General features: G+C 64.6%; 15 protein-coding genes. 5 read left to right on the top strand and 10 right to left on the bottom strand.

Annotation, left to right across the window (positions count from 1 at the left end):
- The first annotated feature begins 79 nt into the window (after positions 1-79).
- Positions 80-2,380, top strand: a complete 2,301-nt coding sequence (locus tag LC343_RS21180; RefSeq protein WP_223479180.1) for an NADP-dependent malic enzyme — start codon at positions 80-82, stop codon at positions 2,378-2,380.
- Positions 2,381-2,386: 6 nt separating this feature from the next.
- Here the strand turns inward: LC343_RS21180 and olsB are convergent, their stop codons facing one another.
- From olsB to sppA, 10 genes are all read right to left on the bottom strand, one after another.
- Entirely contained in the window at positions 2,387-3,274 is an 888-nt protein-coding gene (olsB, locus tag LC343_RS21175) for a l-ornithine N(alpha)-acyltransferase (RefSeq protein ID WP_223479179.1), read from the bottom strand.
- Positions 3,275-3,404: 130 nt separating this feature from the next.
- On the bottom strand, positions 3,405-5,069 hold the full coding sequence (locus LC343_RS21170; RefSeq protein WP_223479178.1) for a response regulator: 1,665 nt from the start codon (positions 5,067-5,069) through the stop codon (positions 3,405-3,407).
- A gap of 89 nt (positions 5,070-5,158) precedes the next feature.
- Entirely contained in the window at positions 5,159-6,154 is a 996-nt protein-coding gene (acuI, locus tag LC343_RS21165) for an acrylyl-CoA reductase (NADPH) (RefSeq protein ID WP_223479177.1), read from the bottom strand.
- A gap of 32 nt (positions 6,155-6,186) precedes the next feature.
- Positions 6,187-6,672, bottom strand: coding sequence for a signal peptidase II (lspA, locus tag LC343_RS21160; RefSeq protein WP_223479176.1), 486 nt, complete (start codon positions 6,670-6,672; stop codon positions 6,187-6,189).
- The gene (locus tag LC343_RS21155) at positions 6,669-7,517 is read right to left on the bottom strand and encodes a TrmH family RNA methyltransferase (RefSeq protein ID WP_223479175.1); all 849 of its coding nucleotides are present in this window, start codon (positions 7,515-7,517) and stop codon (positions 6,669-6,671) included. The genes lspA and LC343_RS21155 overlap by 4 nt, the downstream gene beginning before the upstream one ends.
- Positions 7,514-8,611, bottom strand: a complete 1,098-nt coding sequence (locus LC343_RS21150) for an RsmD family RNA methyltransferase (RefSeq protein ID WP_223479174.1) — start codon at positions 8,609-8,611, stop codon at positions 7,514-7,516. The genes LC343_RS21155 and LC343_RS21150 overlap by 4 nt, the downstream gene beginning before the upstream one ends.
- Positions 8,612-8,705: 94 nt before the next feature.
- Positions 8,706-9,653: a bifunctional Delta(1)-pyrroline-2-carboxylate/Delta(1)-piperideine-2-carboxylate reductase gene (lhpI, locus tag LC343_RS21145; protein WP_223479173.1), complete on the bottom strand. Its 948-nt coding sequence runs from the start codon at positions 9,651-9,653 to the stop codon at positions 8,706-8,708.
- Between the two features lie 10 nt (positions 9,654-9,663).
- The gene (locus LC343_RS21140) at positions 9,664-10,008 is read right to left on the bottom strand and encodes a LapA family protein (protein WP_223479172.1); all 345 of its coding nucleotides are present in this window, start codon (positions 10,006-10,008) and stop codon (positions 9,664-9,666) included.
- 54 nt (positions 10,009-10,062) lie between these two features.
- Positions 10,063-10,341, bottom strand: coding sequence for an integration host factor subunit beta (locus tag LC343_RS21135; protein ID WP_223479171.1), 279 nt, complete (start codon positions 10,339-10,341; stop codon positions 10,063-10,065).
- A 33-nt stretch (positions 10,342-10,374) separates the two neighbouring features.
- Complete coding sequence (gene sppA, locus LC343_RS21130) at positions 10,375-11,328, bottom strand: signal peptide peptidase SppA (protein ID WP_223479249.1); 954 nt, start codon at positions 11,326-11,328, stop codon at positions 10,375-10,377.
- Positions 11,329-11,459: 131 nt separating this feature from the next.
- Between sppA and lptC the strand changes: the two genes are divergently transcribed.
- The 4 genes from lptC to rpoN all read left to right on the top strand — a co-directional run bounded on the left by lptC (position 11,460) and on the right by rpoN (position 15,159).
- Entirely contained in the window at positions 11,460-12,179 is a 720-nt protein-coding gene (gene lptC, locus LC343_RS21125) for an LPS export ABC transporter periplasmic protein LptC (RefSeq protein ID WP_223479170.1), read from the top strand.
- A gap of 2 nt (positions 12,180-12,181) precedes the next feature.
- Entirely contained in the window at positions 12,182-12,748 is a 567-nt protein-coding gene (locus tag LC343_RS21120) for an LptA/OstA family protein (RefSeq protein WP_223479169.1), read from the top strand.
- 89 nt (positions 12,749-12,837) lie between these two features.
- Positions 12,838-13,614, top strand: a complete 777-nt coding sequence (gene lptB / locus LC343_RS21115) for an LPS export ABC transporter ATP-binding protein (protein ID WP_223479248.1) — start codon at positions 12,838-12,840, stop codon at positions 13,612-13,614.
- Positions 13,615-13,704: 90 nt separating this feature from the next.
- Positions 13,705-15,159, top strand: coding sequence for an RNA polymerase factor sigma-54 (gene rpoN, locus LC343_RS21110; protein WP_223479168.1), 1,455 nt, complete (start codon positions 13,705-13,707; stop codon positions 15,157-15,159).
- Positions 15,160-15,220: the final 61 nt, after the last annotated feature.

Here is a 15,220-nt window from a genome sequence, read left to right as displayed (position 1 = left end):
GTTTACAGGCAGGGCAAATAGCCTTAGGACAAGCTCCCCATCTTGTTTGGGACAACGATAAAAACGGTTGGAAACGTCCATGGCGAAATCTCCGAAATCCGCGGCAGGCGGAGGTGGCGACGCGCGCCCCCGGGTCATCGAGCAGGAAGCGCTGGATTTTCACGCGCGGGGCCGGCCCGGCAAGCTTGAGATCACCCCCACGAAGCCGATGGCGACCCAGCGCGATCTGTCGCTGGCCTATTCGCCGGGCGTCGCCGTTCCCGTGAAAGCGATCGCCGAGGATCCAGTCAAGGCGTTCGACTATACGGCGCGCGGCAACATGGTCGCCGTGATTTCCAACGGCACGGCGATCCTTGGTCTCGGCGATCTCGGCGCGCTGGCTTCCAAGCCGGTGATGGAAGGCAAGGCGGTGCTGTTCAAGCGCTTCGCCGACGTGGACTCCATCGATCTCGAGGTCGACACCAAGGACATCGACGAATTCGTCAATTGCGTGCGTCTCCTCGGACCGTCCTTCGGCGGTATCAACCTCGAGGACATCAAGGCGCCCGACTGTTTCATCATCGAGCAGCGCCTGCGCGAGGAGATGGATATCCCCGTCTTCCATGACGACCAGCACGGCACGGCCATCATCGCGGCCGCCGGCCTGATCAATGCGCTGCATCTCACCGGGCGCGATCTCAAGACGGCGAAGATCGTCTGCAACGGCGCCGGCGCGGCGGCCATTGCCTGTATCGAGCTCATCAAGTCCATGGGCGTACCGCATGAGAACGTCATCCTGTGCGACACCAAGGGCGTCATCTACCAGGGCCGCTCGACAGGGCTGAACCAGTGGAAATCGGCGCACGCGGTCAGGACGGACCGGCGATCGCTCGCCGACGCGCTGGAGGGTGCGGATGTGGTTCTCGGCCTGTCGGTCAAGGGCGCGCTGACCGAGGACATGGTGCGCTCCATGGCCGACAATCCGATCATCTTCGCCATGGCCAATCCCGATCCCGAGATCACGCCGGAAGAGGTTGCCGCGATCCGGTCCGACGCCATCGTGGCGACCGGCCGGTCGGACTATCCCAACCAGGTCAACAACGTCCTCGGCTTTCCCTATATCTTCCGCGGCGCGCTCGATGTGCGCGCGACAGAGATCAACGAGGCGATGAAGGCCGCCGCCGCGCAGGCGCTTGCCGACCTCGCCCGCGAAGACGTCCCGGATGATGTCGCTGCGGCCTATGCCGGCAACCGGCCGAAATTCGGTCCCGGCTACATCATTCCCGTTCCCTTCGATCCTCGCCTGATCTCGGCGATCCCCGTCGCCGTCGCCAAAGCGGCGATGGATACCGGCGTTGCCCGGCGCGAGATCACCGATTTCGACGCCTATGCCAACCAACTGTCGGCGCGGCGCGATCCGATCGCATCCACGCTGCAGCGCATCTACGAGCGCGTCCGCCGTCATCCCAAGAGCATCGTGTTCACGGAAGGCGAGGAGGAGCAGATGATGCGCGCCGCCGTGTCCTACGTGAACCAGCAGCTCGGCACCGCCATCCTGCTCGGCCGCGAGGACCTCGTGCGCAACACGGCGAAGGAGGCCGGTGTCGAACTCGACCGTCCGAATATCGAGATCATCAATGCGCGGTTATCGAAGCGCAACGGCGTCTATGCCGACTATCTGTACGAAAAGCTCCAGCGACAGGGCTATCTCTTCCGCGACTGCCAGCGCCTGATCAACAATGATCGCAACCATTTCGCTGCCGCCATGGTGGCGCTCGGCGATGCCGACGGAATGGTGACGGGCGTTACGCGCAACTACTCGACGGCGCTGGCCGACGTTCGCCGGGTTATCGACGCTCGTCCGGGGCACCGGGTTATCGGCATGTCGCTGGCGCTGTGTCGCGGACGCACCGTGCTCGTCGCGGACACTGCCGTCCATGACATGCCCTCGGCGGAGCAGCTTGCCGATATCGCCGAGGAAGCCGCCGGCCAGGCGCGGCGCATGGGCTACGAGCCCCGCGTCGCGCTGCTCGCCTTCTCCACCTTCGGCGACCCGCCCAGCGAGCGTTCCGAACAGGTCAAGCAGGCCGTTCGTATCCTCGACAAGCGCCGCGTCGATTTCGAGTATGACGGTGAGATGGCGGCCGATGTGGCGCTCAATGCCGACGTCATGGCGCAATACCCGTTCTGCCGGCTTTCGGCCCCGGCCAACGTGCTCGTCATGCCGGCGTTCCACTCGGCGTCGATTTCCACGAAGATGCTTCAGGAACTGGGCGGCTCGACCGTGATCGGGCCGCTGCTGGTCGGGCTCAACAAGCCGGTGCAGATCGTCTCGCTGGGCGCCAAGGACGCCGACATCGTCAACATGGCGGCAATCGCGGCCTACAACGCGAACGCCTGAGGCCGGTCAGGCTGTCTTCGCGCCCGGCGCGAAGCGGCCTGCATCCGCGCCGTAGTAGCGCACATAGCGGTCGCTGATCGCTGCGACCGGCAGGATCACCATCACGTCGGTCGTTCCGAACGCATGGTCCGGCACGGCCATGTCGGCGAATTTGGCGCCGAGCCGGAGATAGCCCTTGATGAGCGGCGGCATGGCGGCAAGCGCCGCTTTCATGTCGATCGCGTCCTCGGGAACAATGTCCATCGCAACGGCGTCTTGTGTCGCCGGATCGACAGCCCATTCACCGGACGCACGGGCGTGCTGGTGCAGGAAGGAGAGCGGCAGCGCATGCGATTGCGTATCCGCGCCCGGAAACGAGGCGCATCCGACCATCACGTCGATCTCGTGGCGCAGGCAATAGGCCCAGATGCCCTGCCACAACAATTCGATCGTGCGCTTCGAACGATAGGCGGGCATCACACAGGAGCGGCCCAGTTCGAGGAAACGCTTTCCCCGATGACGGGCGATCAGGGCGTCGATCGCGTATTCCCCGGCCGAATAGAAGCCGCCGGCGCGCTCCGCGACCTGGTCGCGCAGCAGCCGGTAGGTGCCGACGATACGGTCCGTCGTGTCGCCGGGCAGGCTCGTGTCCACGACGATCAGGTGGTCGCAAATGGCGTCGAAACAGTCCTCGTCGCGGTCGGCGGTGGCGCAATCGGATGAAACGGCCGGCCCCATTTCTTCGCGAAAGACGCGGAACCGCAGCCTTTGCGCGGCGTCCAGTTCCTTCGCATCGCGCACCAGTCGCGCCTGGAGGGAACCGATCTCCCCGAGCAGGGATGCATCGACAGATGCACCGTCGGCGAGCGGGGTCGCTGCAAGTTTCGTGGCAGATGGCTGATTGGCGATAGTCATCCCGAACCCTTTTCTGGACGAAGGGTAATTGCGCCGGCAGCGCCGAATCGTCGGGCCGGCGATTGCGTTTTCGCTAGACAGCTAATGCGACAACTGAATGACGGTGACAAGATGCCGGCAGGAGCGGGCGTCAGGCCGCTTTGCTGTTGAGACGGGCGAGCCGCGCACCGAATTCGTCCGGATCGACGGGTTTCGTCAGGATGCCGTCGGCGCCGGCATTGATGACAGCCACATGCGTCTCGGGCAGGACGTCCGCCGTCAGAGCGATAATTCCAACCGGCGTCATGCCGCCTTCGTCTTCCTCGCGCCGCAGCGCCGCGATCGCCTCGATACCGTCCATCACGGGCATGTGCAGGTCCATCAATACGATGTCGAAGGGCGAAGCCTGGCGATTGGAGCGTACGGCCTCGACAGCGGCCTTGCCGTTCTCGACGTGGTGCACGCGGTGCCCGAGTTTCTCCAGCATCCGAAGCGTCAGCAGCGCATTGACGGGATTGTCCTCAGCGACCAGCACGTTGAGGCCGGAAGGGGGGCGCGCCGGTTTGGCAGGGCTTTTCCTGGACGGCGCCCGATCCGCCGGCGCGTCGGCCTGGCTCGAAACGACACGCAGCAGCGTGCTCGGACGCACCGGACGGGTCAGGAAGGCATGTCCCGCCTCCTTGAATTCAGCGCCGGTCGACCCGCGGTCATCCGCCTCGATAAGCGCGATCAGTCTTGCGGGAAAACCGTCGAAATCGAGAAATGTGCCGGCGCCGTCATCGATCCTGTTGTCGGCGATCAGGATCGTGTCGCCGCCGCTCTCGCGGCACGCGGCGATCGCCTCGTCGCGGGTCGAATGCAGCGTCACCCGCGCACCGGCATCGCGCAGCGCTTGCCGCAGCAGGCCGGCTTCCACCGTGTTCGGACTGAGGATCGCCACCTCGCGTCCGGACAAATCCGTCCGGGCGGGTGAAGCGGCTTCCGGATCGCCCACCGGAAAACGGATAACGAAGCGCGATCCCTCGCCAATCCGGCTGTCCAGCGTAATCGAGCCGCCGGCGGCTTCGACGATCTTGCGCGAGATGGCGAGACCGAGGCCGATGCCCTCATGGGGTCGGTCGAACCCGATCGCAGCCTGCTCGAATTCCTTGAATATCCGCGCCTGGTCCGCGCCCGCGATGCCGGGGCCGGTATCCGCGACGGCGATTTCCAGCATGCCCTCGTGATGGCCGGCCGTGACCGACACGCCGCCGATCTCGGTGAACTTGACCGCATTGCCAATGATGTTGGTGAGAACCTGGCGCAACCGCCCGGGATCGAAAGTGGCGCTGACGGGCAGGTCCGGCGCGAGGTAGTAGCCGAAATCGATGCCCTTGGCGTAGGCCCGTCCGCACAGCAACTCGGCGACGCCGCTGACGAGCGGGGCGATCGCCGTCTGCTGGGGATGCAGTTCGAGATCGCCGGATTCGACGCGGGCGAACTCCATCAGGTCGTTGACGAGCGTCAGCAGCGCTTCACTCGAATCGGTGACGGCCTCGACATAATTCTGCTGTTCGGGCGTCAGTTCGGTATCGGCGAGCAGCTTGCCCATGCCGATGATCCCGTTGAGCGGCGTTCGGATTTCGTGGCTGGTCATCGCCAGGAATCGCGACTTGGCGCGGCTCGCGCGCTCCGCCTCCTCGCGTGCGGCGCGCATGGCGCGCAAATCCTCCTGCAGGCGTGCCTGCGCGTCGGCCGTCCGCGCGGTTGGCACAAGCCAGCGGGCGAGCCGTTGTCCGGCCCGTTTGAGTTTATCCAGAGTGGAGCCCTTTTCCATGGGCTCCGAATATCACTGGGCGGTTAGAACGTGGTTTCCCACATTGCTAAAACTTTCGCGAACCGTGCCGAAATGGCCAGATTCGCTCGTCAGCGCGCCATGTCGATCACCACACGGCCGCGAACCTTGCCGTCGAGGATCGCATGGGCGGTGTCGATAACGTCGTCGAAGCCGATGGTCGTCGACAAGCTGGCAAGCTTCGAGGCGTCGAGATCGGTCGCGATGCGGGCCCACGCCTCCTCGCGCAGCGCCTTCGGCGCCATCACCGAATCGATGCCGAGCAGCGACACGCCGCGCAGGATGAAAGGCATCACGGTCGTCGGCAGGTCGAAGCCCTGTGCCAGCCCGCAGGCCGCGACGGCGCCGCCATATTGCGTCTGCGCGAGCAGGTTGGCGAGCGTGTGCGAGCCGACGGAATCGATCGCCGCCGCCCATCTTTCCTTGCCGAGCGGCCGTCCCGGTTCGGAGAGCTCCGCCCGGTCGATCACTTCGGCCGCGCCGAGATCCTTCAGGAATCCTTCCTCTGACATCCGCCCTGTCGAGGCGATGACGTGATAGCCGAGCTTGGCGAGAATCGAGATCGCGACCGATCCAACGCCGCCATTGGCGCCGGTCACCGCGACGGGGCCGCGATCCGGTGTGATGCCGTGGCGTTCCAGCGCCATGACTGACAGCATCGCCGTATAGCCCGCCGTGCCGACGGCCATCGCGTCCAGCGCCGAAATGCTGTCCGGCCGCGCGATCAGCCAGTCGCCCTTGACGCGCGATTTGCCCGCATAGGCGCCGTAATGCGTCTCGCCGGTGCCCCAGCCGTTCAGGATCACCTTGTCGCCCGGCTTCCAGTCGGGATTGTCGGAATGTTCGACCGTGCCGGCAAAATCGACGCCGGGGATCATCGGCCAGTGGCGAACGACCGGCGACTTGCCGGTGATTGCCAGCCCGTCCTTGTAGTTGACCGTTGTCGCCTCGACCTTGACGACGACATCGCCGTCCATCAGGTCGTCGATCGTCAGGGTCTCGACGCCGACGGACTGTTTCTTGTCCTCGTCGCGCGAAATCATGATCGCCTTGAAACTGTCGGTCATGTCGTCCTCCGTGTCAGGGTTGGTCTTGCTGTTCAGTCGGCCTTGCCGTCCGCTTTCTCGTTCCGCCAGGCCAGGATCTCGTCAAGGATGATCAGGCCCGCGCCCACCGTAATCGCCGCATCGGCCAGATTGAAGACCGCAAACGACCAGAACGAGGTGTGAAACAGGAAATAGTCGATCACATAGCCGAACATCGCACGGTCGATCAGGTTCCCGATCGCCCCGCCGATGACGAGCGCGAAGCCGATATGCGACAGGATGCGGTCGGCCGGGCTGGAGCGCCACAGCCACAGCACGAAGGCGATCACGAAAAGGCTGATCGCGATCAGGGGCAGCGCCCCCAGACCCCACAGCAGCGAGAAGGCGATGCCCTCATTGTGTGTCCGGTAGAGCGCGAAGAACGGCAGCAGGTCGATCTTTTCCTGATAGGCCATGTTCTGCTCGACGAGCAGCTTGGATATGCGGTCGGCGGCGGCGACCAGCCCGATCGCGGTCGCGGCCGGCAGAAGGCTCTTCATGCGTCGTCTCCGTCGAAGGTCAGCGCGTGCCGGCGGATCTCGAACAGCGCGACACCGGTCGCGATCGCCAGGTTGAGCGAATCGGCCCGTCCGGCCTGCGGGATCTTGATCAGTTGCGTGCAGGCATCCGCCAGTTCGGCGGTCATGCCCGCCTGCTCGTTGCCCATGACGAGGAGGACCGGATCGCTTGCATAGTCGGGCTTGCGGTAGTCGACCGCGCCCTTCAGATGCGTGCCGGCGACCATGCCCGGCCATGACTTTGCGAAGGCGATGAAATCGGCCTCGCTCATCCGGCAAAGCGGCATCGCGAACACGGACCCCATCGTCGCCCGCACGGTCTCGGTGGCGAAGGGGTCGGTCGTCTGGCCAACAAGGATGACGCCCTTCGCGCCGGCCGCGTCGGCGGTGCGGATGATCGTGCCGAGATTTCCCGGATCGCGAACCCGGTCGAGCGCGATCCATGTGTCGTTACCGCCCGGCCTGATCGCCGCCGGCGCGGTCCAGCGCTGCTCGAAGACGCCCATGACCATTTGCGGATTGTCGCGCCGCGCGATCGCGCCGAGCACCTTTTCGGAAACGATCAGCACATCCGCGCCATGCGCCAGGCAGCGCGCGGCGAGCGCCTCGACGGTGTCCGACCCTTTGCCGGCCTTCGCATAGATCAGCGTGCGGATTGCCCAAGCCGATTCGATGGCGTCGATGACGAGCTTCATGCCCTCGGCGAGGAAAAGCCCGGTTTCGTCGCGGTACCGCTTCTTTTCCAGCAGCCGGATATCCTTGATGATCGGGTTGGCGAGGCTGGTGATCTCCTTCACCCGGCCCGGTGCGCGCACGGACGAACTCATGGGGCGTCTCCGGCGATCCAGCGGCTGTAAAGCGATGTCGACAGGGCCCTGTCGCCAGCGTCCTCGCGCAGGATGAGTTCGCCTGACTGGATCAGCCCCGCCCGGCCATAACCGGTGAAGACGTCGCGCATCATCTCGTGCATGGCGAAGAAGGATGCGCGGATGGCATAGGCCGTCAGCGTCATCATCACCGCATCTTTCGAAAGAATGTCGCGGCATGTGTCGAGCATCTCCGGCAAATTGTCGAACAACTGCCAGACTTCGCCAGCCGGTCCGCGCCCATAGGCGGGCGGATCGAGCAGGATGATGTCGTAGGAATTGCCGCGCCGTGCCTCGCGCTGCACGAATTTCAGCGCGTCCTCGCAGATCCAGCGGATCGGCCGGTCGGAAAGCTTGGCGAGGTCCTGGTTTTCGCGCGCCCAGGTGATCGCCTTCTTCGACGCATCGACATGGGTCACATGCGCGCCGGCCTTCGCCGCGACCAGCGAGGCCACCCCGGTATAGCCGAACAGGTTGAGCACCTTGAGCTGCCGGTCCGCTGCGGCGATCCGATCCGCCATGTCGCGCCAGTGCGCCGCCTGCTCGGGAAACACCCCGACATGGCGAAACGAGGTGAAGCGGCCGAAATAGGGAATGCCGTCGAACGCCATTTCCCATGTCTCGCCGAGTTGCTGACCCGGAAAGCGCCAGCGTCCAAGCCCTTCCTCGTCCGTATCGCCGGTGAAGACGGCGTCCGCCTTGTCCCATTCCGCGCGCGGCAGTTTCTTCGCCCAGATCGCCTGCGCCTCCGGGCGCACGATGCGGTAGGGGCCGTAGCGCTCCAGCTTTTCGCCGTCGCCGCAGTCGATCAGGGCGTAGTCCGCATCCGGCATCGTCTCCAGGATCACCGGCGCTTCGCCGCGCGGAACAGCGCCGCTGCGCTGCGTCCTCGCCGGGCGCGGCGGCGCGGCTTCGGTCTTCGCGGTCGGCTGGGCGTGTTTCGGGCGGGGCCGGAAACCGCCTTGGCGGCCGTCGCCGTCCCGGCGCTGCGCGGGCGCGGCTGAACCGGGCCGTGGCCTGGACTTGTTCTTTTTCTTCGGATCGTTCTTCGCCAAGGATAGGGCTCTCGCGTCAATGGCGCAGTCTATGGCGCAATCGTGGCGCAATTCCAAGATGCGGGAACGCCATGCACGCGCCTTGTCGGGCCTGTTACGCCGCCAGTTCCGCCGCGAGGATCGCGGCGGCGAGGTCTTCCAGTGCCGCGCCGGTCGATTTGAACAGCGTGATCTCATCGTCGGAGGCCCGGCCGGAATGCGCCCCGGTGGTCAGCGCGTGGAGATCGGCGCGGATATCGTCGACCGTCATCACCCCGGCGGCGAGCGGCTGGACGATGTCCCCGCCCTCCTTGCTCGCGCCCTCGATCGTATCGACGAAAACGGAAGCGCGGCGAATGCAGTCATCGTCGCTCTCTCGCATCTTGGGCGTGAACGCACCGACGAGATCGACATGGGTTCCGGGCTTCAGCAATTCGCCCTTGATCAGCGGAACCGGGGAAAGCGTCGCGGCGGTGATCGTGTCAGCCTTGCTGACGGCATCGTCGAGATCGGTTGTCGCGCTGGCGTCGAACCCGTCCTCGATGAGCGATGCGGCAAGTTTCTCGGCATTGCCGGCGGAGCGGTTCCACACGACGATCCGCTTGTAATCGCGCACGCTTGCATGGGCGCGCGCCAGAAACGGCGCCAGTTCGCCCGCGCCGACGACCAGCAGCGTCTCCGGCGAGGACGGGGCGAGATACCGCGCAGCGAGACCCGAGGCGCAGGAGGTGCGCCACAAGGTCAGCCGCGTGCCGTCGATCAGAGCCTGCGGCGCTCCGGTCTTGCCGTCCATGAGAATGTAGGACGCCATCACGGCGGGCAGGGACAGTTTGCCGTTGTCGGGCGTGACCGTCGCGATCTTGACGCCGATATGGCCTTCCGTGACGGCCTTGCTCCAGGCCGGCATCAGCAGGAGGGTCTGGTCCAAGCCGCCCTCGTGTTCGATCGTGTGGTGATGGCGAAGCGGTGCGTTCACACCGGCCGCGAACGCCTCGCCCAGCGCGTCGATGACGGCGGGAAACGTATAGAGCCGGTCGAGATCGTCGGCGGAAATGAAATGCATGAAATGCTCGTTAGCGGGACATCACGAGAGACCGCCCGGTCGCGGTCTCGGTGTCGGATTGGCGTTTCTGGCCTTCGACCTCGTAACGCAGGCTGTCGGCTTCCTTCTTGTAGCGCCGCTCCATCTTGCGGTGCTTGCCCTGGGCGAACCAGGCGCCGATGCCGCCCGCGATCACGCCGATGGCGACCGCCCCGAACAGCCAGATGAACATCGGAGCGTTCACGGTCAGGGCCGGATTGTCGGGATTGAAGACATCGAAACGCAGCGGCGCGGAGCCGCGATTGGCGACGGCGAGCGCAATCAGCACGACCGCCAGCGGAATGGTGATGAAGATCGAAATCAGCCGCCGGATCATGAGTCCATCAACTCCAGCACGCGAGGCTTACTGTCAAGCCCGGCGACGCTTCGGTTACTTGTTGAGACGCTCGCGCAGTTCCTTGCCCGTCTTGAAAAAGGGTACCCATTTTTCCTCGACGGAGACTTTTTCCCCGGTTCTCGGGTTGCGGCCTTCGCGCGCCGGCCGGTTCTTGACCGAGAATGCGCCAAATCCGCGCAGTTCCACGCGATTGCCCTGCGACAGGCTGTCGGTGATCTCGTCGAACACCGCATTGACGATATTTTCCACGTCGCGCTGGAACAGGTGTGGGTTCCTGTTGGCGATGATCTGTACGAGTTCGGATTTTATCAAGGCGGCCCCTCCGTCCGGTGGACATGCCGGCATTCACGAGCCAACGTGCCAAACGGAGACAAGACCGTCAAGCAGTACCCGGTCGGCGATCGCATCGACGGCAGATTTTTTTGTGAAGTCGAATCCGATCCATTCCATCGCGGCGCGCGCCCAGAAGAGATCGGTCGCCGGCTGACCTTTCTGCCATTCGATGATGTCGAGATTCTCGGCGACCCCCTTGGATTCCAGCCATTCCTGGGCTGTTTCCTCGCCGCCGAGACCGTCCACGAGCTTGCGCTCCAGCGCCTGGCGTCCCGTGAAGACGGACCCGTCGGCAAGCGCCGTGATTTCGGATTCGGTTAGTCCCCGGCGGTCTTTTACAAGGTCTTTGAACCACTCATAGCTGTCGAGCACCATCCGCCGCATCATCTCCTCCGCGCCCGGTGGAGGGGTGTCGAACATGCCCGGTTCGGCTTTCAGCGGGCTCGACTTGATGGTGCGCACGTCGATACCGAGATTGTCCAGCATCTCGGCGAAGTTCGGATATTGCACGAGAACGCCGATCGACCCGATGATGGAGGTCTTGCGCGCGACGATATGGTCGCCGGCCGAGGCGATCATGTATCCGGCGGAAGCCGCGAGCGTTCCGACCTGGCTGACGACCGGTTTCTCCGCCGCGAGCTTGCGCACCGCTTCGAAAATCGCTTCGCCGCCCGCCGTCGTGCCGCCGGGCGAATCGACGGCCAGGATCACGCCCTTCACCGCTTCGCTTTCGCCGGCTTTCTCGATCAGGTCGAGCAGGTCCTCGTCCTCCAGGATCGTGCCGGCAATGCTGATTTTCGCGATATGCGGGCGCGATTTCGCCCCGAAACGCTCGTCGGGCATCGACGACCATGCGATGGCGAACAGGGCGGCGATCGCGACGATGACCGCAGCGACACGCCAGAATGTCAGTTTTCGCCGCAAACGCCTGCGGTCGATGATGTCATCGGCGGAAAGGTCGGACATGATACTCCCGGAAATCTGCTCGTGGCGGCGATAAAGGGCCGCGGGCTTGCGTTTTGCCATCGGATCGCCACTTCTTGGGCCGATCCGGGAATCAACATAAGCGCGCATGCGCGGCTTGGCGAGATCATTTGATGTATCATGACGGGAAATCGGGAAGCCGCGACGCGGCCGTCGCGCCGAACGCGGCGCGTCAGCGCGCCTATCGCGTCGCCCGGTCCCATTCCGGTCGCGTGCGCAAGGCGAAGCGCGCCCTGCCGATCATCGGGGGTGTCGTACTCGTCGTGGTGATCGGTGCGATCTGGATTTCCAGGATTGCGCCGGGCGCCGGCATCGATGTCGCCTCGACGGCGATTCGCGGCGGCAAGCTCGTCATGAGCAATCCCAAGCTCGACGGACGGACATCGGAGAACCGGCCCTATTCGGTCAGCGCCGCACGCGCCATCCAGGACCTCACCGGCAGCGACGTGATCGATCTCGAGCGCCTGCAGGCCAGCGTGCCGATCGACGATACGGTGAGCGCGCGAATCTCCGCCAATGCCGGAACCTACGATTCCGAAGCGAACCGGATAACCATGCGCGATTCGATCACCGTCGTGACGACCGACGGCACGACGGTCGAAATGGACACCGCCGATATCGACATCGCCTCGGGCAGTCTTACCACGCCCGATCCCGTGCGCATCACCACGCAGGGCGCCTCCATAGAGGCGGACCGCCTCACCGTGGAGAACAATGGCAAGCGTTTGGTCTTTGAAAGCCGCGTCAAACTTGTGATACAGCCGGACGAGTTCCAGCCTGCGGGCAGGCTTGGGCAGTCGTCCGGCAATGCCGGCGCACAGACAGGGGAATGACCATGATAACCAAGCCCTCCTTGCGCCGGGCAGCCGTCTTGGCCGCGTCGCTGCTCGCAGCATCGCTCGGCCTGCCGAATGCCGCATGGAGCCAATCCAGCAGTGCCACGGGCCTGCGCATCGACAGCAGCCGTCCCGTTCAGATCGAGGGCGACAAGCTGGAGGTGCTGGAAGACCAGGGCCGCGCCGTGTTCAGCGGCAATGTCCGCGTCGCCCAGGACGACACCGTCCTGCGCACGGGCAGGCTCGTCATCCATTACGCGGCAGGCGCGTCGGGCGGATCGCTGACCGCCGGCGGCTCGCAGATCGAGAAGCTAGAGGCGTCGGGCGGCGTCAACATCCAGTCCGGCACGCAGGTCGCCACCGGTGATTCCGGCGTGTTCGACATGGCGAGCCAGGTCCTCGTCCTGTCCGGAAAGCAGGTCACCCTGTCGGACAGCGGCAATGTCGCGACGGGCTGCAAGCTGACTGTCGCGATGCAGTCGGGCCGTGCGACCCTGCAGGGTTGTGGCGACGCCGGTAGCCGGCCAACCATCCTGCTCCAGCCGCGTTCGCTCCAGGGCAACTAGGGGCGCCGCCGGTGTCAGTGCTCGATCTTTTCCGCAGGCGCGATGCCAAGGGGCGTTCCCGCGGTGACGGCGTGCAATCGGTCGCTGGCATGTCGGACAAGCCGCTCGACGTCGAAGACGTGCCGGCCGGATCCGACCGCATGCTGGGCACGCTCGTCGCGCGCGGTCTGTCGAAGAGCTATCGCGGCCGCAGGGTCGTGGATGGCGCGACGATGGGCGTGCGCGCCGGCGAATCGGTCGGCCTGCTCGGCCCCAACGGCGCCGGCAAGACGACCTGCTTCTACATGGTGACCGGCCTCGTCCCGGTCGATTCCGGCCAGATCCTGATCGACGGCAACGACGTCACCGGCATGCCCATGTATCAGCGGGCGCGCCTCGGCATCGGCTACCTGCCGCAGGAAGCCTCGATCTTTCGCGGCCTGACGGTCGAGAAGAATATCATGGGCGTCCTCGAGGTCGTCGAGAAGAGCGCCGCGGAGCGCCGGCGCAAGCTGGATGAACTGCTTGACGAATTCTCCATCGCGCATCTGCGCAAGGCGCCCTCCATCGCCCTTTCGGGCGGCGAGCGGCGGCGTTGCGAAATCGCGCGCGCCCTGGCGTCCGACCCGGCCTTCATGCTGCTCGACGAACCCTTCGCAGGTGTCGATCCGATTGCCGTCTCGGACATTCAGGAGCTTGTGCGCCACTTGACCCAGCGCGGGATCGGGGTACTCATTACCGACCACAACGTCCGTGAAACCCTCGGTCTCATCGATCGCGCCTATATCATCCATGCCGGCAAGGTGCTTACCCAGGGCACGCCGGACGAGATCATCGCAAACCCGGACGTGCGGCGTCTGTATCTCGGCGAAAGCTTCTCCCTTTAACGCATTTCACATTAGGCATTTGACAGCGGGCTCGCGATAAGCAATTTTCGGGCCAGTTGAGTGACGCGTTGGAAGGTCAGGTAATCGGGGATGGCGTTATCGGCCAAACTCAATCTGCGGCAAAGCCAGTCGATGGTGATGACGCCGCAGCTTCTTCAGTCGATCAGGCTGTTGCAATTCACGCAACTTGAACTCGACCGCTTCGTGCAGGAGCAGATCGAGATCAATCCGTTGCTGGAACGCAATCGCAACGACGAGTCCGGCCCGGACCTGGAGCCCGCGCCGGCGCGCGAAAACGGCGTCGAGACGGAGAATGCGCAGTCGCAGGACTGGTCGATGGATCAGTTGGAGGTCAGCGCGACCGCGATTGCCGACAAGCTCGACACCTCGCTCGACAACGTTTTTCCAGATGATCCCGGACACGCCGAAAACAAACAGTCGCCGTCCGGCGCGATGCCCGGCCGCTCGGGATCGGATGTTATCGGGCGACCGGACACAGATTTCGATCTTGAGGCGATCGTCGCCGGGGATTTGACGTTGCGCGATCACCTGATCGAACAGATCAGCATGACCTTGCGCACCGCCCCCGACCGCCTCATCGCCCACGAACTGGTCGATGCGCTCGATCCGAACGGCTATCTTGACACCGATCTCGACGAACTTTCGGCGCGCATCGGCTGCGAGCGCGAGGACGCCGATGCCGTTCTCGGCGCGTTGCAGGAGATGGATCCTCCCGGCGTTTTCGCCCGCGATCTCGCCGAGTGCCTGGCGCTGCAACTGCGCCGGATGGACCGCCTCGATCCGGCCATGGCGGCCCTGCTCGAGCATCTGCCGCTGCTCGCCCGGCGCGATTTCAAGGCGCTGTCGCGCATTTGCGGCGTCGACGAGGGCGACCTGATCGACATGCTGGCCGAAATCCGCACGCTCGATCCGCGTCCCGGTCTCGCCTACGATTCCTCGGGCATGGAGGCGATCATCTATGACGTCGAAGTCCGCGAAGGCGCCGACCAGAGCTGGCACATCGAACTCAATCCCGACGCGTTGCCGCGCGTGCTCGTCGATCGGGACTATTATTCGAAGGTTTCCCGCTCCAGCCTTTCTCCGGACGAAAAGCTCTTCATGAGCGAATGCCTCCAGAATGCGACATGGCTCGAACGCAGCCTGGACCAGCGCGCCACCACCATCCTCAAGGTCGCGACCGAAATCGTGCGCCAGCAGGACGGGTTCTTCGTCCATGGGGTCAGCGCGCTGAAGCCGATGACGATGAAAATGGTCGCCGATGCGATCGGCATGCACGAATCCACCGTCAGCCGCGTCAGCGCCAACAAGTTCATGCTGACGCCGCGCGGCATGCTGGAATTCCGCTACTTCTTCACAGTCGCGATCGCCGCCAGCAATGGCGGCGAGGACGGTCATTCGTCCGAATCCGTGCGCCAGCGCATTCGCGCGCTGATCGACCGCGAGACCGCGGACGCGGTCCTGTCGGATGATACGCTGGTGACCATGCTCAAGAAGGAGGGGGTCGACATGGGATTGCCAAGTTGATTACGGCTTTGCGTGAGGATAGGCGATCATTATGAGAACTCCACCAACAATGCCGCGCCTG

It is taken from the genome of Oricola indica, assembly GCF_019966595.1.
Lineage (GTDB): Bacteria > Pseudomonadota > Alphaproteobacteria > Rhizobiales > Rhizobiaceae > Oricola > Oricola indica.
The sequence above is the reverse complement of the archived record's forward strand: the minus strand, read 5'-3'. Positions and strand labels throughout refer to the sequence as shown.

Coding starts and splice junctions, on each gene's coding strand:
- LC343_RS21180 (WP_223479180.1), top strand. CDS start 80: ATGGCGAAATCTCCGAAATCCGCGGCAGGCGGAGGTGGCGACGCGCGC.
- olsB (WP_223479179.1), bottom strand. CDS start 3,274: ATGACTATCGCCAATCAGCCATCTGCCACGAAACTTGCAGCGACCCCG.
- LC343_RS21170 (WP_223479178.1), bottom strand. CDS start 5,069: ATGGAAAAGGGCTCCACTCTGGATAAACTCAAACGGGCCGGACAACGG.
- acuI (WP_223479177.1), bottom strand. CDS start 6,154: ATGACCGACAGTTTCAAGGCGATCATGATTTCGCGCGACGAGGACAAG.
- lspA (WP_223479176.1), bottom strand. CDS start 6,672: ATGAAGAGCCTTCTGCCGGCCGCGACCGCGATCGGGCTGGTCGCCGCC.
- LC343_RS21155 (WP_223479175.1), bottom strand. CDS start 7,517: ATGAGTTCGTCCGTGCGCGCACCGGGCCGGGTGAAGGAGATCACCAGC.
- lhpI (WP_223479173.1), bottom strand. CDS start 9,653: ATGCATTTCATTTCCGCCGACGATCTCGACCGGCTCTATACGTTTCCC.
- LC343_RS21140 (WP_223479172.1), bottom strand. CDS start 10,008: ATGATCCGGCGGCTGATTTCGATCTTCATCACCATTCCGCTGGCGGTC.
- sppA (WP_223479249.1), bottom strand. CDS start 11,328: ATGTCCGACCTTTCCGCCGATGACATCATCGACCGCAGGCGTTTGCGG.
- lptC (WP_223479170.1), top strand. CDS start 11,460: ATGTATCATGACGGGAAATCGGGAAGCCGCGACGCGGCCGTCGCGCCG.
- LC343_RS21120 (WP_223479169.1), top strand. CDS start 12,182: ATGATAACCAAGCCCTCCTTGCGCCGGGCAGCCGTCTTGGCCGCGTCG.
- lptB (WP_223479248.1), top strand. CDS start 12,838: ATGTCGGACAAGCCGCTCGACGTCGAAGACGTGCCGGCCGGATCCGAC.
- rpoN (WP_223479168.1), top strand. CDS start 13,705: ATGGCGTTATCGGCCAAACTCAATCTGCGGCAAAGCCAGTCGATGGTG.